This is a genomic window from Nitrososphaerales archaeon, assembly GCA_032906765.1.
Taxonomy (GTDB): domain Archaea; phylum Thermoproteota; class Nitrososphaeria; order Nitrososphaerales; family Gagatemarchaeaceae; genus DASPPF01.
The window spans coordinates 137,356-161,480 of record JAJTZB010000001.1 but is presented as its reverse complement, the minus strand read 5'-3'; the positions used below and the strand labels follow the sequence as shown (position 1 = coordinate 161,480).

19 protein-coding genes are annotated in these 24,125 nt (G+C 57.8%); 13 read left to right on the top strand and 6 right to left on the bottom strand.

The window, feature by feature from the left end:
• The first annotated feature begins 102 nt into the window (after window positions 1-102).
• From LYZ69_00830 to LYZ69_00810, 5 genes are all read left to right on the top strand, one after another.
• Complete coding sequence (locus tag LYZ69_00830) at window positions 103-549, top strand: MarR family transcriptional regulator (GenBank protein MDV3276994.1); 447 nt, start codon at window positions 103-105, stop codon at window positions 547-549.
• A 10-nt stretch (window positions 550-559) separates the two neighbouring features.
• Window positions 560-2,026, top strand: coding sequence for an MFS transporter (locus LYZ69_00825; protein ID MDV3276993.1), 1,467 nt, complete (start codon window positions 560-562; stop codon window positions 2,024-2,026).
• A gap of 1 nt (window position 2,027) precedes the next feature.
• Window positions 2,028-4,736 (top strand): aconitate hydratase AcnA, encoded by a 2,709-nt coding sequence (acnA, locus tag LYZ69_00820; GenBank protein MDV3276992.1) that lies wholly within the window; start codon window positions 2,028-2,030, stop codon window positions 4,734-4,736.
• Window positions 4,737-4,774: 38 nt separating this feature from the next.
• Window positions 4,775-5,680: a branched-chain-amino-acid transaminase gene (gene ilvE, locus LYZ69_00815; protein ID MDV3276991.1), complete on the top strand. Its 906-nt coding sequence runs from the start codon at window positions 4,775-4,777 to the stop codon at window positions 5,678-5,680.
• A gap of 115 nt (window positions 5,681-5,795) precedes the next feature.
• Window positions 5,796-6,104: a transposase gene (locus LYZ69_00810; protein ID MDV3276990.1), complete on the top strand. Its 309-nt coding sequence runs from the start codon at window positions 5,796-5,798 to the stop codon at window positions 6,102-6,104.
• Here the strand turns inward: LYZ69_00810 and LYZ69_00805 are convergent.
• From LYZ69_00805 to LYZ69_00795, 3 genes are all read right to left on the bottom strand, one after another.
• A complete protein-coding gene (locus LYZ69_00805) occupies window positions 6,066-6,995 on the bottom strand; it encodes a hypothetical protein (protein MDV3276989.1) in 930 nt (309 codons plus the stop codon). The genes LYZ69_00810 and LYZ69_00805 overlap by 39 nt on opposite strands.
• A complete protein-coding gene (locus LYZ69_00800) occupies window positions 6,995-7,519 on the bottom strand; it encodes a C39 family peptidase (protein ID MDV3276988.1) in 525 nt (174 codons plus the stop codon). The genes LYZ69_00805 and LYZ69_00800 overlap by 1 nt, the downstream gene beginning before the upstream one ends.
• 274 nt (window positions 7,520-7,793) lie before the next feature.
• Window positions 7,794-8,165: a hypothetical protein gene (locus tag LYZ69_00795; GenBank protein ID MDV3276987.1), complete on the bottom strand. Its 372-nt coding sequence runs from the start codon at window positions 8,163-8,165 to the stop codon at window positions 7,794-7,796.
• Window positions 8,166-8,613: 448 nt separating this feature from the next.
• Here LYZ69_00795 and LYZ69_00790 point away from each other — a divergent pair, with 448 nt between their 5' ends.
• From LYZ69_00790 to LYZ69_00755, 8 genes are all read left to right on the top strand, one after another.
• Entirely contained in the window at window positions 8,614-9,747 is a 1,134-nt protein-coding gene (locus tag LYZ69_00790) for an IS6 family transposase (GenBank protein MDV3276986.1), read from the top strand.
• Between the two features lie 165 nt (window positions 9,748-9,912).
• Window positions 9,913-10,179 carry a DNA-directed RNA polymerase subunit H gene (locus LYZ69_00785; GenBank protein MDV3276985.1) on the top strand — a complete coding sequence of 89 codons (267 nt, stop codon included), beginning with the start codon at window positions 9,913-9,915 and terminating at the stop codon, window positions 10,177-10,179.
• A 3-nt stretch (window positions 10,180-10,182) separates the two neighbouring features.
• Window positions 10,183-13,539: a DNA-directed RNA polymerase subunit B gene (locus LYZ69_00780; protein MDV3276984.1), complete on the top strand. Its 3,357-nt coding sequence runs from the start codon at window positions 10,183-10,185 to the stop codon at window positions 13,537-13,539.
• 10 nt (window positions 13,540-13,549) lie between these two features.
• Entirely contained in the window at window positions 13,550-17,317 is a 3,768-nt protein-coding gene (locus tag LYZ69_00775) for a DNA-directed RNA polymerase subunit A' (GenBank protein ID MDV3276983.1), read from the top strand.
• Window positions 17,318-17,324: 7 nt separating this feature from the next.
• Complete coding sequence (locus tag LYZ69_00770; GenBank protein MDV3276982.1) at window positions 17,325-17,624, top strand: ribosomal L7Ae/L30e/S12e/Gadd45 family protein; 300 nt, start codon at window positions 17,325-17,327, stop codon at window positions 17,622-17,624.
• Between the two features lie 7 nt (window positions 17,625-17,631).
• On the top strand, window positions 17,632-18,075 hold the full coding sequence (locus LYZ69_00765) for a NusA-like transcription termination signal-binding factor (GenBank protein ID MDV3276981.1): 444 nt from the start codon (window positions 17,632-17,634) through the stop codon (window positions 18,073-18,075).
• A gap of 39 nt (window positions 18,076-18,114) precedes the next feature.
• Entirely contained in the window at window positions 18,115-20,079 is a 1,965-nt protein-coding gene (locus tag LYZ69_00760; protein MDV3276980.1) for a hypothetical protein, read from the top strand.
• A gap of 2 nt (window positions 20,080-20,081) precedes the next feature.
• On the top strand, window positions 20,082-20,693 hold the full coding sequence (locus LYZ69_00755; GenBank protein ID MDV3276979.1) for a 30S ribosomal protein S7: 612 nt from the start codon (window positions 20,082-20,084) through the stop codon (window positions 20,691-20,693).
• Between the two features lie 2 nt (window positions 20,694-20,695).
• On the opposite strand, the gene LYZ69_00750 is transcribed toward LYZ69_00755, so the two are convergent.
• The 3 genes from LYZ69_00750 to LYZ69_00740 are packed head-to-tail and all read right to left on the bottom strand — an operon-like array spanning window position 20,696 to window position 24,116.
• Window positions 20,696-21,412 carry an alpha/beta hydrolase gene (locus LYZ69_00750; protein MDV3276978.1) on the bottom strand — a complete coding sequence of 239 codons (717 nt, stop codon included), beginning with the start codon at window positions 21,410-21,412 and terminating at the stop codon, window positions 20,696-20,698.
• Between the two features lie 46 nt (window positions 21,413-21,458).
• Entirely contained in the window at window positions 21,459-23,006 is a 1,548-nt protein-coding gene (guaA, locus tag LYZ69_00745; GenBank protein ID MDV3276977.1) for a glutamine-hydrolyzing GMP synthase, read from the bottom strand.
• A complete protein-coding gene (locus LYZ69_00740; GenBank protein ID MDV3276976.1) occupies window positions 23,007-24,116 on the bottom strand; it encodes an IMP dehydrogenase in 1,110 nt (369 codons plus the stop codon).
• Window positions 24,117-24,125 lie beyond the last annotated feature (9 nt).

Below are 24,125 nucleotides of genomic sequence, written 5' to 3'. Positions count from 1 at the left end.
TCTCAGTACTTTAGCCCCACAGTTAGGGGGTGGAATTGCTTAACTAGTTGAACATCAGGGATATTAGCAAGTTCGGGCGGCCTCGGGAACTGACGTCGTGCGATGCAGGCGACCACTGAACCGGGGCTGGAGCTTTGGCAGAGCATCAGGACGGTCTACAGGACAGCGCTGAAAAGGCTCAACGCAAGGTTAGCGAAAGAGAAGATCTCCTTCTCACAGTATAGCGTCCTCCTCGCTCTCTCACGGAACGGGCCGATGCCGATGAGCAGGCTCGGGGAGCACATGCTCGTCGCCCCAGCGAACGTAACCGGACTTGTCGACAGGATGGAGTCGAAGGGCTTCGTTAGGCGGAGGCGAGACAGGAAGGACAGAAGACTCTACGTGATTGAACCTACCCAGGAGGGGTCGCGGATCTTCAAGAACATCTCCAGCAGGTTCGTCAAGTACGCGAGCAGCCTGAGCTCAACCTTGAGCCCTGGAGAACTGGCCTCAGCGCTCTCGGCGCTCCGAAAAGTCAGGGAAAAGGTCGCCGAGTCGACTGAAATCTAGGGGAAGGACTTTGGACTACAAGTGGACGGTGCTCACGGTAACAACAGTCGGCGTGCTCATGAGCGGAATCGACTCTCGCATCGTTGTCATCGGGCTCCCGGTGGTTGCTTCCGCCCTTCACGCGGATGCGGAGCAGGCGATCTGGTTCACTCAGTCATACACAATCGGAAGCACCATCGCGCTTCTCTTCATCGGGAGGGTGAGCGACATGTTCGGCAGGGTGAAGATCTACGCGGTGGGGTTCGCCGTCTTCACCGCCGGGTCCCTCCTCACCTCAGTCTCCGTCTCGCCCGACTTGTTCATCTTCTTCAGGGTCCTCCAAGGGCTCGGATCCGCTGCCCTCTTCGCTAACAGCGCGGCCATTATCACTGACGCATTCCCGTCCGGCGAGCTGGGCCTCGCCCTCGGCACGAACCAGGTAGCGTTCAGGGTGGGCGCGATGTTCGGGCTCACAATCAGTGGACTGATACTGTCGATTCTGGATTGGAGGTTCCTCTTCTACATCAACATACCCGTCGGAATCTTCGGCACGCTCTGGGCGAGGAGGCAGCTCAGGGAACTCGGTCAGACGGAGAGGAGCGCCCCGATGGACTGGCCCGGGTTCTTCTCGTTTACGACCTTCATCACTACTCTCCTGCTGGCACTGACGTACGCGGCGTACGGAATAGGCGAGGAGTCGGTAGTAGTCGCACTGCTGGTTGTGTCTTTTGTGAGCCTCGCCGCCTTCGTGGCCGTCGAGCGCAGAACTGAGCGTCCGCTGCTCGACCTCCGCCTCCTCGGAATAAGAGAGTTCACAGGGGGAGTGGTCACGCAACTGCTCAACGCCATAGCCTTCGGCGCGTTCATACTTCTCATCAGCCTCTACCTCCAGCTCGTCGAGGGGCTATCACCCTTTCAGGCAGGCATAGCCATCGTTCCCTTCGACCTGGCTTTCCTGCTCGTGGGGCCACTCAGCGGGCGCCTCTCAGACAAGTTCGGGGTCCTCCCGTTTACGACGGCCGGCCTCGCAACAGTGAGCATCTCCCTCTACCTTTTCTCCACCACAGGCCCGTCCGCCCCCTACTCCCTCCTGCTCGTCTACCTCGTCATCTGTGGATTCGGCATGGGTCTCTTCTCGTCCCCCAACATGAGCTCGGTGATGGGGTCTGTCCCTGGGCCCAGGAGGGGGGTTGCTTCAGGCCTCAGGGCGACGTTCTTCAACGTGGGGCTGACGCTCAGCTTCAACGTCGTTATCCTTGTGATGACCTTCTTCCTTCCGTACTCGCTCATCACCTCGATCATCTCTTCCACCAACATATCGTCGATTGCGTCATCGGCCAGGGTTCTGTTCGCCGACGGCCTTGACAAGGCGTATCTTGTACTGGCCGTGGTCAACACAGTCGCCATCATACCTTCGCTTCTGAGGGGTCGTCGGGTGGCCCTCAAGCCAGCGGGAAATTCAAATACAGGCCAGCTCGGCTCGGAGACAACTGATTGAGATGGCCGCGAATGACTTCGCTGTCGTCCGCAAGAAGGTGGACACCCCTGAAGGCAGGGCGTGGAGCTACAGCCCGCTCGCACTGAAGGGTCTCGGCTACGACGTCGAAGCTCTTCCGTACTCCATGAGAGTGCTGCTTGAGAACGCTCTGAGGAATTCCGGAAGAGTGCCCGGTGCCGAGGAGGCGGCTATGGCTCTGGCCGAGTGGCCAAAGAGCATCGGGGAGGAGCTCCCATTCATGCCCTACCGTGTCCTCCTTCAGGACTACACGGGCGTGCCACTCGTGGTCGACCTGGCTGCGATGCGAGACGCAGCCAAGAGGGCGGGCATGCAGCCGAAGACTGTCAACTCGAACGTCCCCGTCGACCTGGTCATCGACCACTCGGTGCAGGTGGACGCGTGGAGCAGCGGCGTCGCTCTCAACTTCAACTTGGAGAAGGAGTACGAGCGCAACTCGGAGCGCTACTCGCTCCTCAAGTGGGCGCAGTCCTCATTCACTGGGATGCGCGTCTTCCCCCCCGGAAAGGGCATCTGCCACCAGGTCAACCTAGAGTACCTCTCGAAGGTCGTGACCACGGCCAAGTCGGGGGGCGGCCTCGAGGCTTTCCCAGACACGCTCGTCGGCACCGACTCTCATACAACCATGGTGAACGGGCTTGGCGTCTTGGGCTGGGGAGTCGGCGGGATCGAGGCTGAGGCCGTCATGCTGGGCGAGCCCTACCACATGCCGATCCCGAAGGTACTCGGAGTGAGGTTCACAGGGCGCCTCCAGGAAGGAGTCACACCCACAGACATGGTCCTGACCGTGACAGAGAGGCTCAGGGAGAAGAACGTGGTGGGCTCCTTCGTCGAGTATTTCGGCGAGGGCTACAGGGCGCTCTCCGTCCCCGACCGGGCGACGATAGGGAACATGTCACCCGAATACGGCGCCACCGTCGGGTTCTGCCCGGTTGACGAATCGACACTAGCGTATCTGCTCGGGACTGGAAGGGAGAAGCGCCACGTAGAGTTCGTCAGAGACTTCGCCAGACAGAACGGCTTCTTCGCCGAAGGGTCGGAACCGAAGTACTCGGAGGTCATGGTCGTTGACCTGGACAAGATCGAACCCTCCATAGCCGGCCCCAGGAACCCGGAGGAGAGGCGGGCGCTCAAGTCCGTCCCAACCTTCGCAGTGGACTTCCTCCACCGTTATCGAGCCGCTTCTCCAGCTGGGTCGGGAGCCGGAGGCGCAACGTCCGCTTCAGGCGCTCAGGTAGTGCTCCAGCAAAGGAAGTTGCAGGGGGCGCCGCTCGAAGACGGGACAGTTGTGATCGCAGCGATAACAAGTTGCACGAACACGTCCAACCCCACGGTCATGGTAGGCGCAGGTCTTATCGCGAAGAAGGCTGCCGAGAGAGGCCTTTCCCCGAAGCCATGGGTGAAGGCGAGCCTAGCGCCGGGTTCTACTGTAGTCACCGACTACCTCCGGAACTCTGGGCTTTTGCCGTACCTTGACAAGTTGGGCTTCAACATCGTTGGGTATGGCTGCACTACCTGCATAGGCAACAGCGGTCCCCTTTCCCCAGAGGTCGAGAGGGAAATCATCGAGCGTGACCTATACGCAGTGGCGGTCCTCTCGGGCAACAGAAATTTCGACGGCAGGATTCATCCACTTGCAAAGGGGTCGTTCCTGATGTCGCCGATGCTCGTCGTCGCCTACTCCCTTGCGGGAAGAATCGACTTCGACTTCTACAACTCGCCGCTCGGCGTGGACAAGACGGGAGAGAAGGTCTTCCTCAGTGACCTGTGGCCGAGCCAGGGTGAGATTAAAGAGGCGGCCGAAAGGTCGCTGAGCCCCGACCTCTACCGGAGGCGCTACGAGGGTGCGATGAAGGGGGACGACAAGTGGAACGCCCTGGCCTCATACACGGACGACCTCTATCATTGGCAGGAGGACTCCACCTATATCCGGCAGCCCCCCTGGTTCGACGAGTCGCAGACGAAATCTGCCAAGGCAGAAATTCGTGCCGCCAGGGCGCTTGCTCTTCTCGAGGACAAGGTCACGACAGATCACATCTCGCCAGCTGGGACCATAGCGGTAGACAGCCCTGCAGGAAAGTATCTACTGGGTAGGAAAGTGGACATGATCCACTTCAGCACGTATGGAAGCAGAAGGGGCAACCACGAGGTGATGGTTAGAGGAGGTTTCAGCAACATCAGGCTCAGGAACGCTCTCGCTGGCGGGAAGGAGGGTGGTTGGACAAGGCACCTCCCCAGCGGCGAAGTGACATCAATCTTCGACGCTTCGGGGCGTTACCAGCGGGAGGGCGTCCCACTCATCATCCTGGCAGGAAAGCAGTACGGTTCCGGCAGCTCGAGGGACTGGGCCGCGAAGGCCCCGAAGCTCCTCGGCGTCAGAGCAGTCATCGCCGAGAGCTTCGAGAGAATCCACAGGAGCAACCTGATCGCGATGGGAGTGCTCCCGCTCCAACTCATGGAAGGCGAGAACTGCAAGACACTTGGGCTGACTGGCGAGGAGACCTTCGACATTACCGGCATCTCGGCGATGAAGGGCCCGAAACAATTGGTGGACGTCATGGCGAGGGGAAAGGCCGGCGAGAAGAGGTTCAAGGTGATGTGCAGGGTGGACAACGCCACGGAGATGCGCTATATCGAGAGCGGCGGCGTCCTGCCGTTCGTCTTCTCAAGACTGCGCAATACTGTACATTGACGTAACTGTTTTATCAAGCTCCGTGAGGCCGCACGCCGATGCAGGAACCACTCGTGTACGTAGACGGAGAATTCATGGCGAAGTCGAAGGCGACCGTGTCCGTGTTTGACCATGGACTTCTCTACGGCGACGGTGTCTTTGAGGGCATCAGGGCCTATAACGGAAGCGTCTTCCGCCTCGACGACCACGTCAGGAGGCTCTACGAGTCTGCGAAGGTGATCCGTCTGGAAGTGCCTCTCACTCAACACGAGATGGGCGAGGTTATCCTCGAGACCCTTAGGAAGAACCAACTTCGCGACGCTTACATCAGGGTGGTGTTGACCAGAGGAACTGGTGACCTGAGCGTCGACCCCGCGACTTGCAGGACGCCCACTGTCTTCGTGATAGCGGAGCCGGTGCAGAGCATTCTTGGGCCGAAGGAGCCACGCGTGTTCAAACTTGCGATCTCGTCAGTGAGGCGGGACTCAGTCGACGCCACTTCTCACGAAATCAAGTCCTTGAACTACCTGAACAGCATCCTCGCGAAGATGGAAGCGAGCAGGGTGGCCGCGGATGACGCGATCATGCTGGACCACAGGGGGTTTGTGTCGGAGGCGAGCGCAACGAACGTGTTCCTCGTCAAGGACAACAGGGTCTCTACACCCTCATCGGCAGCCGGGATACTCCACGGGATTACGAGGGCCAGAATCATCAGGCTCTGCTCGGACCTCGGAATCGAGGTCTCCGAGAGAGACATCACACCCTTCGACCTCCTCACTGCTGACGAGGTGTTCCTCGTCGGGACGAAGGCAGAGGTAGTTGCCGCGGGCTCAATCAACGGGGTCAAGATAGGGACTGGGACTGCCGGGCCCGTGACAAGGAAGCTGCTGCAGGAATTCAGCCGGATTGTGAGGAGACCGGAGGAAGGTACCGCGATTTACGAGGCCGAGTCTGTCAACCTCTAGAACTTCGTTTCGTCATATTGCGAGGATTCCGCAGGAAAGAGATTGCAACGTCTCGGTTCCTTCGCGGAAGGATTCTGTCTGCGGAGCGAAGCCTGAGCATATCGCAAGGGCAGGGGTGGGGAAGCCACATGCAAACAACAACCGAATCGAGAGGTTGAACGGGACGCTTAGAGAGCGCGTCAAGGTTCAGCGTGGGTGGAAGTCAATGAAGACTCCCATAGCGGAAGGCCAAAGGATTCACTATAACTTCGTGAAGCCACACATCGCACTTGAGGGACAGACCCCCGCAGAGGTTGCGGGAATCGATATCGAGGGAGAAAACAAGTGGATGGAATTGCTCAAGAGGGCTATCGAAAAAAGACCAAGCTTCAGGTGGTTCCGACAGCTAACCCTTGCGTCGTTCGACCACTTGCGGGATTGTTGAGATGAGGGGCTGGATTCTGCTCCAGATTTCAGACGAGCCATACCAATAGTCATCGACCCACGTCATAATCTTCTGATGCTCCAATTCGTCGAGAATCGATGACAGGCGTAAGTCTGAGAAACTCTTGCTATACCACTTGTGATACAACCTCAGAAGGGAGTCTTCGTTCCTGTAGAGCATGCGCTCCGCTTGGATTGATGGCGCGTAGTAACAAGTCGCCATGTGCAGGTATGTCTCGAATCTGGACACTCTGAAGACCTGCCGAATCATGTGGTAGTAGTCTTTCATTATGTATGCGACCACATGATTTACGAAATGCTCCGTTCCCTCTCCTGCGGTCTCCTTTTCCATTTCGGTGAAAAGATTGGAATAGGTGAATCCTCTGTCTGACCGCTGAAGGAGTTTGATGTCCACAAGGAAGTTGATCCACCTAAGCATCTTCCTAGGGTCTGGTTCCTTTGTTAACTGCTCATTCGTAATCTCATGCTTCCCCTTCTTAGCCAGCCACCTGATTACGAGTACGATTGGGTTAATGGAGTCCTTGAACGCGCCAAGTGGAGCCAGTTCTTCTGATGATGTGGAAAGGATGATTTGTTGTGCCGTCTCGCGCCACTGCTCAAGACGAGACCGCAATCGCTCAACCAATTCCTCTCTGGGGGTCGCTTCGATGCGGTTGTCGTCGGTCAGCCTTATCTCGCCCAAGTCTCTCAGCGTCAGGAACTTGACGAATGATTGGTTATTCTTGTCATCACGGATTCTGCGTGGATAGTCTGACTTCAGTTCGGCGACCCAGAACTTTTGGTTTGCATAGTAGAGGGGGTCAGCTACGGTAATCGTGTCGCCATAGTTCCTATCGACATATCTCCTAATCTTCCGCACAGGTTCGCTCATCATGCGTAATCCCCCAGTTCCCTCTGCTGAGGTCTCTCGGTGACTTTGGCTCGGATAAGGATTCTGTCGGAGTTCTCCCACTGCTTCATGAACTCGCTCGTGGTGTATTCACTCTTAGGGTCATCAGGCTCAGGGTCGTTCACCTTAACCCTCAAGTCATCATCCGTTGTCGCCTTGATAACGACTGAATGGCTGAGTTCCAATGCACGATTGGGCTTCATCCACGCAATCACAGGTCTTCCACCTTCAAGCTCTCCCTTGATGTCGTCGAACACGGCAAAATCCCTCCAGTCAAATTCGAGCCGATGAGCCCCTCCCACGAGGATTCGGTTCACCCCAGTCACGCCATCCAACGATGTTCCGCTGTCGTCATAGCCCATCGCCTTCTTAAGTGCATCCATGTGGGGATTCGGCAAGTCTGGGTATATCGCCGAGTAAAACTCGATGACCATCTTGACACATGCAGGAACACAACCAACATCATCGTCTCCCTGACTGACAAGGGGGACATCGATGTCAGGCAATTTACCCCGCGCGAGGGGTTCATTGTTATATCCCTTCCATAGGGCTCATGGTCGGTCGCTTCTCATCAATCCGAAAGACCCTCGCCATCACCCGCAACGCAACATGGAGCGAAAATCACCCATAGATTCAACAGAACCCTTTCATCGGTTCTGTTGCGTTAACTCAGGCCAGTCCTTCGGCACCAGTCGTGCAACAGTCAGGCTCAGTCAAACCCTCGGGACTCGCTCCGCAATCCTCTGCCTGTCAAGCGTCGGGACTCGGCTCGGTAATTGTCTACGCGGGTTCAACAATCCGAAAGAGAACCTCGATGTAGAGGACTATCAGCACACCTACGGCAACCAAGAATTCGGCGTTCGCAACGCTCCTCACCGCGCTCTCAAAATCTCGGAACTTGAGGTGGTTCTCAGTCAACGGGATGAAGAAATCCCAAGAATAGGCGAAGGCCAAGACGCTGACATAAGCAGAGAAAATGAGAATCAACCCCCCGAGAGTGAAGTTGATGTCTTGGTCGATTCCCAAAGGGTCAGGGGAAGGAATCTTGAGCGGAAAGGGAAGGGACGCAGAACTTCTAAGAGTGTAGTATGCCACGATGCTCGCAGCTACTCCCACGGCAATCAAGAGTTTGACTTCGTCCCTTTCAGCCACACTTTGGGGTTTTGAGATTGAAAGGCACTCCCCTTTGGATTAGGGTCGTCAACGCGCTCGGCTACGTAGGCGTGATAATTATCATTTTGGTGACGATACTGCTGATGCTTACAATCGTCGGGATAAGACTATGACTTCGCGAGATACTCGCTCAAGATGTATCGAACGGTCTCAGGTATCGAGTCAAGAGCCCTTTTCTTCCGCTCTATCTCCAGCCTCTTCTCCATCTCCTCTGTCATGGCGACATTATATCGCTTCTGCATCGGCTCTCCCCTTGTCGGCCTCGGTATTTAACTATGTGTGTATAGGTGTCAATAGGGACAACGCTAATATAGGTGCTAATACACACCTATGGACACATGACACCCGCGCAAATCGACAGGGCGGAGATGGGCGAGGAAGAGGACGATTCCGAGGCTCGCCAGAACTCTTGGGAGTTGATGGACAGATGACAACTCCCGTTTTTGATTCAAGACAGTCGCGGGGGAGCGCAATCGCCAAAGTCGAGGCCAACGTTGTCAGGGTCAGCCAGTTCGAGTATCACGTGAAGTCTCAATCAGGGGACGCGTGGTATGTCGTCGTCTCGACAGAGGCGGGTTGGTCTTGCTCCTGCCCCGACTTTGCTTTCAGAGGCGTGAAGTGCAAGCACCAGTTCGCGGTTGAACTCTCGCTTCAGATTCGTCGGCGAATAGAGAACGCGAGGCGCGTCGTGCCTCTTGACTACCAGTCGTGCCTTAGCTGTGGCTCCGAACGCATCAAGAAGGACGGCCTACTCCACAACAGGGGAGGCAACATTCAGCGCTTCGAGTGCCTATCATGCGGTAAGCGGTTCTCCAAGAACTTCGGATTCGAGCGCATGAGGTCGAACCCGAAGGTTATCACGCTTGCGATGCAGATGTATTTCGGAGGCGAGAGCCTTCGGAACGTGCAGAAGTCTCTGAGGCTCCAAGGCGTGACCGTCAATCATACGACGGTCTATCGGTGGATTCAGAAATACACGGGACTGATGGACGAATATCTCAAGGACTTCACCCCGCAAGTCTCGGACACTTGGAGGGCAGACGAGGTATTCGTCAAGGTGAAAGGAGACATGAAGTATCTGTTCTCTATGATGGACGATGAAACCCGCTACTGGATTGCTCAACAGGTGTCCAACTTCAAGGAGAACACAAACGCAACCCAACTGTTCCGAAAAGCGAAAGAGACGGCAGGGAAGCAACCCAAGACGCTGATAACAGACGGGCTGAGAACATATGGGATAGCTTCACATTTCGAGTTCCCTCACACGGCACACATTAAGGAAATCCGACTGTCAGGAATGGTTCACAACAACAAGATGGAACGGCTCAACGGGGAGTTCCGAGACAGAGAGAAAGTCATGCGTGGGCTGAAGCGAATAGACACGCCCATAATCAAGGGACTCCAGATTTACCACAACTTCATCAGACCGCATGAAGGGTTGAACGGAGCGACACCCGCCGAGAGAGCGGGAATCAAAGTCGAGGGCGAGAACAAATGGGAGACGATTATCCAGAACGCTCAGCACCAGAGGCGCAACAGGGAGGACTCCCAACACCCATGAACGCAACAGAGCCCTTTCATCGTCGGAAAAGCGTAAATACACGACCCTGCTCGGCAAACGTCGGGCCCTGCGCTTGTACTGTTCTCGTCCCCTAGGGTTAGTTATGAATGGAGGTGCCGAGGCATAGCCCCGGCAAGGACCACAAAGACAACTGCAAGGAAGCCAGTGAAGAGGAAGAAGGTCGAAGAGGAAGTCCCTCCGTTCCAGATCAGCACCCACTTCCTGATTCCAAAGCACGAACTACTGACTAGGGAGGAGGCCGAACAGGTCGTGGCTAGGAACAGCGCGACTCCGGGCCAGTTTCCCTACATTCTTGCCACCGACCCGGTGGCAAAGGAGATAGGAGCAAAGCCGGGCGATTTCGTCAGGATAACCAGGAAAAGCGAGACGGCCGGAACCAGCACATACTACAGGTACGTGGTGGAGGCATAGAACTTGAGCAAGCAGGTCCAAAGGTCAAACTCGTGGATAATACTCCGCGACCTCCTTGAGAGGGAGGGAGTGGCAAGGCAGCACCTCAACAGTTACAACGAGTTTTTCTCAAAAGGGCTCCAGAACATAATCGACGAGATTGGAGAGATAGAAGTCGAGACAGTCAGCACCCCTTACAAGATAAAGTTCGGTAGGATAACCCTCGGCTCTCCCAGGGTTGTCGAGATAGACGGGTCCGTTAGCAGCATCCTGCCGATGGAGGCGAGGCTTCGGAACCTCACTTACTCGGCGCCAATCCTGCTCGAGATGACGATAGAGGAGGAGGGGCTGCCGCGCGACACCACTCGGCAGCACATCGGCGACCTCCCAGTAATGGTGAAGTCTGAGCTCTGCCAACTCTCTGACAAGACGAAGGAGCAGCTCATAGAGGTCGGCGAAGACCCCAACGACCCTGGCGGCTACTTCATAATCAACGGCGCCGAGAGGGTGATAGTAGGACTGGAGGACCTCTCGCCGAACAAGATCCTGGTCGACGCGGAGAAGGTCTCGGGGGTGAACACGTACAAGTCCCGGGTCTACTCGTCGGTGGTGGGATACCGCTCGAAACTGGAACTCACGCTGAAGCAGGACGGCGCAATCAACGTCAAGGTGCCCAGCTGTCCGGTCGACCTTCCCTTCGTAATCGTCATGAGGGCGCTCGGGATAAAGTCTGACAGGGACATAGCAGACTCGATATCGCCGAAGCCAGAGATACAGGACCTCCTGGAGGTCTCCTTCGACAAGGCGAGCGAGGCTCCCACGGACAAGGACTCTCTCGTGTACATAGGCAACAGGGTCGCCCACGGGATGCTCGAGGAGTTCAGGGTGAAGAGGGCTCAATCGATGCTCGACTGGGGGCTCCTGCCGCACCTCGGCAAGACTGACGACAGGAGGTACGACAAGGCAATGTTCATGGGAGAGGCAGTCTGCAAGCTGCTCGAGCTCAGGCTCGGCTGGATAGGGGCAGACGACAAGGACCACTACGGGAACAAGGTGATCAAGTTCGCAGGCCAGATGCTCGCAGACTTGTTCCGGACAGCCTTCAGGAACCTCGTCAGGGACATGAAGTACCAGCTCGAGAGGACGGGCCAGAAGCGGGGCGGCAACGTAGTCGGGGCGGCCATCAGGACGGGCATAATCACTGATAAGCTGAATAACGCAATCGCGACTGGCAACTGGGGTAGGGGGAAAGTGGGCGTGACCCAGCTCCTCGACAGGACCAACTACCTGAGCACCCTGAGCCATCTCAGAAGGGTGCAGTCTCCCCTCAGCAGGAGCCAGCCCAACTTCGAGGCGAGAGACCTGCACGCTACACACTTTGGGAGGATCTGTCCATCAGAGACGCCAGAGGGAGTGAACTGCGGGCTTGTCAAGAACCTCGCCCTTTCGGCTACCATCTCCGTGGGCGTCCCGTCCGCAGAAGTCGAGGAGAAACTCTGGGAGCTCGGGGCAAAACAAATCAGAGACGCCGACCAGAAGCTGCAGCTGAACGGCTGCAGGGTCTTCATGGACGGGAGGTTCCTCGGATACGTAGACGACGGCGAGAGGCTCGCCAAGGCGTTCAGGAAGCTCAGGAGGGAGGGTCAGATCAATCCGAGCGCAAGCGTCATGTACGCTTCATCTCTCAACGACAAGGCCTACCCGAGGCTCTACATCAGCATCAGTTCCGGCAGGGTGCTCAGACCCCTCATAGTAGTCGAGAACGGCAGACCACTCCTCAACCACGACCTGATAGAGAAGGTCGGCGCCGGCCAGCTCTCGTGGAGGGACCTTGTGGAGCAGGGCGTCATCGAGCTGATAGACGCGAACGAGGAAGAGAACTGCCTGGTCGCAATGGAAGTCGACCAGATCGCGACGAAGAACACCCACGTCGAGGTCTTCCCCGCTGCGATGTTCGGAATCGCGGCTTCAATCATACCGTACCCCGAGCACAACCAGTCACCGAGGAACACGTACGAGTCCGCCATGGCGAAGCAGAGCCTCGGCTTCTCCTCGCCCACCTACCCTATCTCGCCTCACGTTAGGCAGCACCTTCTCGTGAGCCCGCAGGCCCCGGTTGTCAGGACGAGGACGCTCGACCTTCTGAAGATAGACGAGAGGCCCCTCGGCCAGAACTGCGTCGTTGCAGTCCTCTCCTTCGAAGGCTACAACATCGAGGACGCGATCATCATGAACAGGTCGAGCATCGAGAGGGGACTTGCCCGTTCGTTCTTCTACAGACTCTACGAGGGGCAGGCAAAGCAGTACCTCGGAGGCATGAGAGACACGTTCGAGGTCCCGTCTGCGGAGTCGAACATAAGGGGATACAGGGGTGAGAAGTTCTACAGGCTGCTCGAAGGCGACGGGATAATCTCTGGCGAGTCATTGGTCTCAGGGGGAGACGTCGTGATAGGGAGGACGAGCCCCCCCAGGTTCATGGAGGAGTACAAGGAGTTCGAGATTAAGGGCCCCTACAGGAGAGACACATCTGTCGCTGTCAGGCCGTCTGAGGCGGGCGTAGTCGATTCAGTCTTCATGACAGAGAACGTCGAGGGTGGCCGGATGTTCAAGGTCAGGGTTAGGGACATGAGGATTCCAGAGATAGGTGACAAGTTCGCCTCCAGGCACGGGCAGAAGGGAGTGATCGGCCTCGTGGTGCCTCAGGAGGACATGCCGTACACCGCGGAGGGCATAGTGCCCGACGTGATCATCAACCCCCATGCATTCCCGTCCAGGATGACAGTCGGCCAGTTCATAGAATCAATCGCTGGGAAGGCGGGCGCTCTGAGGGGCACCTCCGTAGACGGCTCTGCCTTCGCTGGCGAGAGCATAGAGGAGCTCGAGAAGGTCTTGAAGGGACGGAGCTTCGAGCCGACCGGCAGGGAGGTCATGTACGACGGCAAGACAGGGAAGAAGTTCGCAGCCGACATCTTCGTCGGCGTCGTCTACTACCAGAAGCTTCACCACATGGTCGCGGACAAGATCCACGCGAGGGCGCGCGGTCAGGTCCAGATGCTCACGAAGCAGCCCACCGAGGGAAGGGCGAGGGGTGGGGGTCTTAGGTTCGGCGAGATGGAGAGGGACTGCCTCATAGCCTACGGTGCCTCGATGGTGCTGAAGGACAGGCTCCTCGACGAGGCGGACAAGACAGAGATCTACGTCTGCGAGAAGTGTGGCCTCATCGCCTACTACGACGCTAAGCAGAGGAAGTACACTTGCAAGATCGACGGCGACCAAGCCAAGATCTCGACAGTCGTCGTGGCGTACGCGTTCAAACTGCTCCTCCAGGAGATGATGAGCCTGAACATTGCCCCGAGGCTCCAGCTAAAGGACAAGGTGTAGAATCGTGTCGATGGAACAAGCCCTCAAGACGATAGGCGGCATCGACTTCTCGGTCTTCTCCCCGAACGAGGTGAGGAAGTACTCAGTTGCCGAAATCACGCAGCCCGAGACCTACGACGAGGACGGGATGCCGGTCCAGGGAGGCCTGATGGACAGCAGGCTAGGTACCCTTGAACCTGGGCAGAAGTGCGGGACCTGCGGAAGCACAGCCGGCCGATGTCCGGGCCACTTCGGCCACATCGAGCTGGCAGAGCCTGTGCTGCACATCGCGTTCGTCGACGAGATAAACAAGCTCATCCAGACGACGTGCAGGACGTGCGGGAGGATCCTTCTCCCGCAGCAGGAGCTCGACGCGTACAAGGCCAGGTTGACGAGCAGGACCGACTTCGCGCCAACGCTCGTCGAGACTATCGCGAAGGAAATCTTCACAAAAGCGAGGAAGGTCAAGCTCTGTCCTCACTGCGGCAAGCAACAGTACCAAATCGAGTTCACAAAGCCCACAATCTTCCACGAGATCACGGAGGAGGGCGGGGCCACGAGGCTCCTTCCAGTCGCAATACGGGAGAGGCTCGAGAGGGTCACCAACGAAGACCTCGAGGTCCTCGACTTCAACGCGAAGGCGGCCAGGCCCGAGTGGTTCGTTCTTCAGGTCCTGCCAGTCCCACCACTGACTGTAAGGCCGTCGATCACTCTAGAGTCGGGAATCAGGTCCGAGGACGACCTGACCCACAAGGTCGTGGACATTCTAAGGGTCAATCAGAGGGTGAGGGAGAGCAAGGAGTCTGGGACGCCCCACCTTATCGTCCAAGACCTGGTCGACCTGCTGCACTACCACGTGACGACATACTTCGACAACGAAGTCTCAGGAATCCCCCAGGCACATCACAGGTCTGGCAGGCCCCTCAAGACGCTCAGTCAGAGACTGAAGGGGAAGGAGGGCAGGTTCAGGGGTTCGCTGTCCGGGAAAAGGGTCGACTTCTCGAGCAGGACAGTTATTAGCCCAGACCCCAGTCTCGACATAGGCGAGGTCGGTGTTCCGTTCGAGGTCGCAAAGAAGCTCACCATCCCTGAGAAGGTCTCATCCTGGAACATCGAGATGCTGAAGCAGCTCGTCATCAAAGGGCCGTTCGAGCACCCAGGGGCCAACTACGTCATAAGGGCCGACGGAGTGAAGATCAGGCTCGACTTCGCGAGCGACAGGAAAGCGCTTGCAGATTCGCTCACAACGGGCTACATAGTTGAGAGGCACCTCATAGACGGCGACGTCGTCCTCTTCAACAGGCAGCCCTCGCTACACAGGATGTCAGTCATGGCTCACTTCGTCAGGGTCCTCCCGTTCAGAACATTCAGACTCCACCCGTCGGTCTGCCCGCCCTACAACGCAGACTTCGACGGCGACGAGATGAACCTGCACGTGCCCCAGAGCGAAGAGTCGCGCTCCGAGGCGCTCATGCTGATGAAGGTCCAGGACCAAATAATATCCCCAAGATACGGTGGGCCAATAATCGGAGGCATAAGGGACTTCATCACAGGCGCTTTCATGCTCACAAGGGATGAGACGACTCTCACTGCCGGAGAGTTCTCCAATCTCGCCCTGATAGGAGGTTACGACGGCGACCTGCCCGAGGCGGGGGCCAGGGGCCTGTACACAGGCAAGCAGCTCTTCTCGCTGTTCCTCCCGAAGGGGATGAACTACGTGCTCACCTCGAAGTGGGCGAAGTCTTCGAAATCAGGTGAATCCAATGACGTCGTCATCAGGGACGGCAATCTGATATCCGGTGTCGTCGACAAAGCCGTGATTGGTGCGGAGGAGCCTGACAGCCTGCTGCACAGGATTGCAAAGGACTATGGCAACGAAGAGGCGAGGAGCTTCCTCAACTCAATCCTGAGCGTATTGAAGACGTTCCTGACGAGACGTGGCTTCACATACGGGTTCAACGAGCTCGAGCTCCCGGATGAGGCAAAGAAGGGCATCAAGGATACACTGGACGAGGCCTACAGCAACGTCTCTGACCTCATCAAGAAGTACAAGGCTGGCACCCTCCAACTGACCAGGGGGCTTTCGCCCGAGGACTCTCTGGAAGCGTACATCGTGAACGAGCTGGCAAGAGCGAGGGACAGGGCAGGCAGGATAGCAGACAAGGCTTTCCCGCCGGAGAACTCTGGGATGATCATGGCCAGGACTGGGGCGAGAGGGTCGAGCCTGAACGTAGGCCAGATGACCGCAGCCCTCGGACAGCAGTCTGTCAGAGGCAAGAGGATCGAGAAGGGATTGAGAGGCAGGGCGCTCAGCCACTTCCCCTGGAACGACAACACGCCAGAAGCGAAAGGCTTCGTCCGGAGCAACTACCGCGACGGGCTCTCTCCGACCGAGTTCTTCTTCCACGCAATGGGTGGAAGGGAGGGGTTGGTCGACACGGCCGTCAGGACTCAGCAGAGCGGGTACATGCAGAGAAGGCTTATCAACGCGCTCGAGCACCTCAAGGTGGAGTACGACTTGACAGTCAGGGACCCACATGGCCACCTCATCCAGTTCCTCTACGGCGAAGACGGCGTCGACCCGGCGAAGAGCGACCACGGGCGCCCAATCAACCTCGAGAGACTGCTCGAGACGCAAGGACTGCTCTCAAAGTCAAAGACGAAGCTGGACGAGGAGACCATCGAGAAGCTGTTGAAGAAGTATCAGCCTTCCCTCAACGACAGACTGTTGAGGGAGCTGAGAGAGAAGCTCGCGGCAGCACACCTCACGGAGGAGGGCGCCAAGGAAGCCCTTGAGAAGGTTGCGGAGGCCTTGGACTACTCGCGAGTGGAACCAGGGGAGGCATCCGGCATAGTGGCCGCCCAATCGATTGGCGAGCCAGGCACCCAGATGACCCTCAGGACTTTCCACTTCGCAGGTGTGAGGGAGAGGGACGTCACGCTTGGACTTCCCAGGCTGATGGAGCTTGTCGATGCAAGGAAGATACCCGCAACGCCGTCGATGGACATATACCTGGACAAGGAGTACGGCGCAACCAACGAGAAAGCGGTCAAGGTCGCGAAGGAGATACTCTTCACGAAGGTGGGCAACGTCGTTGACTACAGCGAGGTCGACCCTACAGAGGGGATCAAGCTGCACCTCAGCGAGAAGATGATGACCGACAGGGACGCATCGGCTGATGAGGTAGCAAAGGTGATAGAGACGGGGAAGAGGAACGTCCAGATTGAGAGGGGCAAGATAATCAGAGTGAACATGGAGAACGCCGACCTCTCGACCCTCTTCACCCTCAGGAACAAGATACAGAACATGAAGCTGAAGGGCATACCTGGCATCACCAGGGTCACGGTCGTAAAGGAAGGAGAGGAATGGTTCATCCAGGCTGCCGGCTCCAACTTGGGCAAGGTTATTGCGATCAAGGGTGTGGACCCCACGAGGGTGTACACGAACAACGTGCACGAGGTGGCCCAGGTTCTTGGGATCGAGGCAGCCAGGGCGACGCTTGTGCGCGAGGTCATGAGCACTCTCGACGAGCAGGGCCTGGAGGTCGACATCAGGCACATCTTCCTCGTGGCAGACCTGATGACTTCGAAGGGGTACATACAGCAGATAGGCAGGCACGGAATCGCAGGAGCCAAGAGCAGCGTGTTGGCGAGGGCAGCCTTCGAGATTACCGTCCCAACTCTCGCCGAGGCAGCCGTCAAGGGCGAGAGGGAAGACCTGAAGGGAGTGACAGAGAACGTCATCGTCGGCCTGCCGATCCCGGTCGGGACCGGCATGATCGATCTCTACATGAGTTGACCAAAGCATGGAACCTGCCCAGCTCTCAAAGCTCCTGAAGGAGGCAATGAAGGGTGGGAAATACACCATAGGCGCAAAGGAATCCCTGGCGAGCATGAAAGGCGCGAAGGCGGTCATCTGCACGAAGTCAATGCCGGCGGGCGTGGGCGCGAAGCTGAGGGAAGAGGCGAAAAAGCACGAGGTCCCAGTGATCGACGTGAGCTTCACGTCAGCCGAGTTGGCCAAGTTGATAGGGAGACCATACAAGGTCTCTGCTCTTGCTCTCATGTCGCTTGGCGAAGCGAATCTGAAGCAACTGCTCCGGTGAACACAGAGTGCCAGAGATCAAGTTAAGCTCGGAACAACTCTCTCTGATGTCGATGTTCAACAGCATGACGGGCGCGACTGCCAAGGACTGCGTTATTGACGAGAAGCTGAACAGGTTGATCTTCATCGTCACGAAGGGTCAGATGGGACTCGCGATAGGAAAGGAGGGAGCGTCGGTGAAGAAGATGGAGAGGGCGGTGAGAAGGCCGGTTGAGGTTGTTGAGTGGTCCGACGATATCTCTGAGCTAATCAAGAACGCCCTCGGCCCGAGGTACGTCCAAGAGATCCGCGTCAGCGACAGGCCGGACGGCTCGAGAGGCGTTGTCGTCGTTGTGGACCCGAAGAAGAAGGGCGCCGCGGTGGGCATGGGAGGCAGGAACGCCGAGAAGGTCAGGCTGCTCGCGCGGCGTTACTTCGACATCTCCAACGTTCAGATAGTAAGTCCCCTCTGAACCCTTTTATAGAATCCAACAAAGGTGCGATCGGAAAATATGCCTGGATCGCCTCGCGGGGAGTTCTCGGCTCGCCAGATCTCGATGAAGCGGCAGAGGTTCCGCTGGTCCAACAAATGGTACAAGCGGCGGAAGCTTGGGCTGGACTACAAGGCAGACCCGCTCGAGGGTTCCCCCCAGGCAAGGGGAATAGTCCTCGAGAAGGTGGGCATCGAATCAAAGCAGCCGAACTCGGCGATCAGGAAGTGTGTTGCTAGGAACACCTCAGTCCTTCTGGAGAACAATACCTTCCTGCCAATGGCCGCCTTTGCTGGGAGCAGACCTACCGTTTCATTTCTGAACCTTGAGAATTTTGCACTCCAGTCCGCTCCGGCGATAGACCACTTCGAGCTAACCGACAGCGAGGTAAAGCAGGCTGGCATCTTCGAGATATCCACAGCAAGTGGGCGAAGATTGGTCGCAAGCGGGGACCACCCGATTTACACGGAGAGGGGAGTCAAAGATGCAAGAGATGTGACTGCACAAGACCGGGTCGTGGTTCTTCCAGGCGAACCATTACTTCGAGCATCTAGGCACTCCGTAATAGTGGGAGAGGAAGATGTGAGGCGGGCCACTCCCGAAAGGTCCAACGCCGACCGAACCGTTACCGAACTAAAGAGCAGGATGCTGCTTCCCCTCAGGTATGACGACCCAAGGCTCCCCTCGCTCGTGAGGTTGATCGGGCACATTTTCGGAGACGGAACCTTGAGCTATTCGCGCAGCGGTTCAGGCTATGGTGGAAAGGTAATCGGTTCAGGCACTCCCAACGACTTGGCCTGTGTGGCGAAGGACCTCACGGCAATCGGCTTCCACTCCTCCCCAATCTACGAGGGGACCGCCACCAGCGTGGTCAGGACATCCAGTGGTTCGCGCACGGTCTCTGGGACTTACAACACGGTCGCCTGCAGTTCGATTGTTCTCTTCGCGCTGCTCAAGAGCCTGGGCTGCCCGGTCGGCGAGAAGACCTTGGCAGGTTATCGTGTCCCACGTTGGATTATGCGCGCCCCAGCATGGGTGAAGGCAGAATTTCTCGCCTCGTATTTCGGTAGCGAATTGGAAAAGCCTAGGTTCAAAGGGCGCACGCTCTGTCCGCCGTCATTCTCGCTGAGTAAGACCGCTGAATTCCTTCAGAGTGGACTTGAGTTTGTCGAGGACATGAAGTCGCTACTTACAGAATTTGGTGTGTCAGTCTCAAACTCCAGAATAGCTCCTTCTGTCGAGAGACTCGACGGGAGGAGGACTTTCAAGATCGTTGTGTATCTCGCCTCCAACATCCAGAATTTGATCAACTTATTCGGAAAGGTCGGATATGCCTACCAATCTGAACGACAAGCAATGGCTAGGTACTGCCTTCAGTACCTCACCTTGAAGCAAATCCGGATGCGTTCCACTCAAAAGGCGTACATCAGGGCGATAGAGCTTAGGAGGCTTGGGCTTTCCTACAGAGAAATCGCAGAGGCGCTCAAACATGAGGGATATCACTGGGTTCACACCTTCAATGTCAACAGATGGCTCTGGCACGGCGTGACGAACATCGAAGCACTTCACACTACTGCCTCGGGAATCGAATTCGAGGCGTGGCTCAAAGATGCCAGTAGGAACTTGCCGAAGAACGGTCTTCTGTGGGATCAGATAGTGAGCGTCACGCAGGTAAAGCGGCACCTCTCCTTGCAGGATATCACTGTGGGAAGCGACAGTCACAATTTCTTCGCTAACGGAATCCTTACCGGTAACTGCTGCAGGGTGCAGATAGTGAAGAACGGCAAGCAGGTCACCGCGTTCCTGCCGGGCGACGGAGCCCTGAACTTCGTGGACGAGCACGATGAGGTGATGCTCCAGGGGATCGGCGGCTCGATGAAGAGGGCGATGGGCGACATTCCAGGCGTCCGCTGGACGGTCTTCAAGGTGAACGGGGTGTCGCTTAACGAGCTTGTCTACGGCAGGAAGGAGAAGCCGAGGAGATAGGGATGAGCAGACAAGCGCTCGAGTACCCGAATTTGCTCTTGTGGACCAAGTGGGACCTCACAGGCGTCAAGGTTGAGGACGTAGGCCTTCAGGGAGTCATCAGCCTGAAGCCAATGCTCGTCCCCCACTCAGGAGGGAGGCACGAGCGGAAGAAGTTCGCGAAGGCAAGGGTAAACATTGTGGAAAGGCTCGTAAACCAGATGATGCACTACGGCAGGAAGTACGCAAAGAACACAGGCAGGATGGGCGGGAAGAAGCAAAAGTCGATCAACATAGTGAAGACAGCCTTCGAGCTTGTCCAGCTCAAGACAGGTCAGAACCCAGCACAAGTCCTTGTGAAGGCCATAGAGAATGCCGCCCCCAACGAGGACACGACCAGGCTCAGCTACGGTGGAGTGGTGTACCACATGTCCGTGGATATCTCACCCGTCAGGCGGGTTGACATCGCTCTCAGGTTCATCTCCGAGGGGGTCAGGGCAGCCGCGTTCTCGTCCGCAAGAAGCGTCGAAGAGGTTCTAGCCGACGAGATAATATCCGCGGCTAACGGGGACCCGAACAGCCATTCTGTCAAGAAGAAGAACGAACAAGAACGCGTAGCCATGGCCTCTAGGTAGGCCTACTCTCGCTTCCCAGTGTCGTCGTCATCATTCTTCCTGAGCGCCATACCCTTCAGTTCGTTTTCCATTTCTGGCGGCTCAGCAATCATCTCCGCCGGCTTCGACAGAAAGAGCCTGACAAGTTGGAGGACCAGCGGGGCCCTGAACCTCTCCAGCTTGTGCGATATCGTGAAATCGTGAGCAGGGTCGCGGGCCACTGGCTCCAGCACCTCCAGCCGGGACGTCCCTATGGCGTCTCTCAAGAGGTAGCCCGCCTTCAGCTGGGTCATCATGTCGTCCTCAGCGTACACAATCAGTGTAGGCTTCCTCAGCTTCTGCAGCCTCTGGAGCTGCTCCTTGTCGTACGCGCTCGCGATCAGGACGATCGCCTTAACGGAGTCGGGCCACTCGAGCGCGAACTCCAGGGCCACCTGACCGCCCCAACTCGTCCCCATCAGATTCGTATTCTCCACCGAGAGCCTCTCCAACAGGTCCTTGACCACGCGCGCCTGCGCCCTGTAGTCGGGCGTCTCTGTCGGTGCAGAGGACCCGCCGTACCCGATCAGGTCTGGCATGATGAGGCTGTAGGCGTCCCCCAGGGGGAGCATCGGTTCCCAAACCCTCCAGCTCTCGCGGTGATCGCTGCCGTGGAGGAGAACAATATTCTCCCCTTTCCCGACAGTCGCGCAGTTCACCGTGAACTCTCCCGCTGCGACCTTCTTTTCCGTCGGCTGCATCTCGGTGCCGCTTCCTGGATTCCCTTTCAAACCTTTCCTTGACCGCCTATTGGGGCTCGATCGTCGCCGGCGGCTTTGAAGAGACAACGTAGGACACAGCCACGACGCCCTCCACCTCGTTGGTTATCCTGCTGGAGACACGCTCCATCACCTCGTGAGGCATCCTGTACCAGTCGGCCGTCATCCCGTCCACGGACTCGACTGCCTTCACAGAGACCTGGTAACCCAGCCTCCTCTCGTCTCCGAGGACTCCCGTCACCAAGTCGTCCCCGACGTAGGCGAACGCCTGCCACAGCATCGAGTGGACGCCCTTTTCCATGAGGACCTCCTCGACTAACCTGTTCGCCTCCCTGCAGACCCGCAACTTCTCGGGAGTGACCTCCCCAACTATCCTCACCGCAAGGCCCGGGCCGGGGAAAGGGTGCCTCTGGAGCAATGTCTGGGGAAGGCCGAGGATCGCTCCAAGCTTCCGAACCTCGTCCTTGTACAGGTCTCTGAGTGGTTCGACTACTGCCATCGAGAGGCCGCTCGGAAGCCCGCCTACGTTGTGGTGCGTCTTTATGACCGACGCGGGTGCGCCGGACCTGCCACTCTCTATTACGTCCGGGTACAAAGTCCCCTGTGCAAGGTGAGCGAAGGGTCCGTTCTTCCTTGCGAACGCCTCGAACCTGTCGGCGAAGACCTTGCCGACGACCCGCCTCTTCTGCTCTGGGTCGGCCACGCCCTTCAGGGCACCCAGAAAGGCTTCCGATGCATCGACCACGGAGAGACGAATCCCGAGGTCGTGACTGAGGACCTTCTCAACGGCCTCCGCTTCGCCTGCCCTCAGCAGACCGGTGTCAATGAACACGCACTCGAGTCTTTCGTCCACAGCCTTCTGGAGCAGGATTGCCGTGACGGCCGAGTCGACCCCGCCCGACACAGCGCAGAGGACGCGACCCTCGAGCCTCGAGAGTTCCCCCACGGATTCTTTCAGGAAACCTTCCATCGTCCAGCCTCGCAACGCGCCGCATACCCGGAGCACGAAGTTGGAAATCATGAGCTCCCCGTCCTCCGTGTGGGAAACCTCAGGATGGAACTGGACCCCGAGCTGCCTGCCGTCCGCCGAACTGACCGCCGCGTAGGGTGACCCTTCGCTCGATGCGAGCGCGCGGAGTGTCCCTGGAAGCCTGGTTGCCGAGTCTCCGTGGCTCATCCAACACGAGACCTCCTCCTTCTTCAGGCCGGCGAAGATTTCGCCCTTCTCGACCACCCTGACGGAGGCCCTACCGTACTCCCTCCTCTCCGCCCGCTGCACTTCGCCGCCGTGGGCCTGAATCATCAGCTGGTATCCGTAGCAGATTCCGAGCACCGGGATTCCCCCGTCGAATAGCCGCGGGTCTGGATGGGGCGCGCCCTCGTCGTATACGCTCGACGGCCCGCCCGAAAGGATTACACCCGCAACCTTCTTCGTCGCCAGTTCCTCCGCACCCGTGTCGAACGGAAGGAGAGTCGCGTAGACACCAAGTGCTCTCACCCTCCTGCAGATGAGGTGGGAATACTGGCCGCCGAAATCCAGGACTGCGATGCCCCCCTCCAGCGACTGATGCGCCATCTACGCGGCCTCCTTGGGCACCAGCGAGTGGGCTCCCAGCTCTCCCGCCCCTGCCGTGGTTACAAGGCCAAAGGAGGCTACCCGCCAGAGGTCCTTGACGCTGGTTGCCCCAGCGTAGCCGAGGGCCGCCCTGAGCCCCTTCTCCATCCTGGCCACTGATTCCTTGGCAGGCCCTGAGCAGGGCACATACGCCTCTATCCCCTCGTCGAGCCCCTTCGCGGGTACGCTGTACCTGTCGAGCGCGAACCGCACCCTCCTGGCCGCTGCGCTTGCCATCCCTCTGTGGATCTTCATCTTCTTCCCTTTCCTAGTAACCACCTGGCTGGGCGACTCGTCCGAACCCGCGAGCAACGACCCGAGCATCACTGTGGACGCCCCCGCCGCCAGCGCCAGAGCTGCGTCCCCCGGTCCTCTGATCCCTCCGTCTGCAATAACCGGGACAGCTGACCTCATCTCCCTTACAGCTGTGGAGACCTCCGCAACGGCGAAGAGGGTCGGGGCACCAACCCTTGTGACCTCAGACGTTATGCAGATTGAACCCGACCCGATCCCTGCCCTGAAGCCGTCAACCCTGGGCAGCTCCTCAAGTATCTCCTTGACAGCTCGCCCTGTCCCGACGTTCCCAACGACGAAGTCAGAGCTCAGCCGGGGGAGCACCTTCCGCGCCGCTGCGATGATCTTCGAATTGTGGAAGTGGGCAACGTCCGAGATGAGGAAGTCTGCGACTGCATCAAGGGCTGTGCACCTCTCCTGGTCGAGGGGCGAGACCGAGGCACCAACCAAAGGCCTCCCCTTCGCATCGACACTCAACGCCTCCACCTTCGACTTCTTCACATTCTTCACCTGTTCCACCTGTCTCTCGACGGCCATGTTCCTGTGTATCGCACCCGCGCCTCCGAGCCTCGCCATCTCGAGTGCGAGCCTCCACTCCGTCACAGAGTCCATGGGCGACGAGATAATTGGCAACCTCAACCTGATGCTCTTTGTCAAGTTGGAGGAAAGGTCGATTTCGTTCGGCTCCGCCTTACTCCTGCCAGGAAGAAGAATGTAGTCTCGGAATGTATGGACGCTCGACGCGTTCTTCAACTTCGACACAAAAGTAGGTGGCAAGGCATCAAC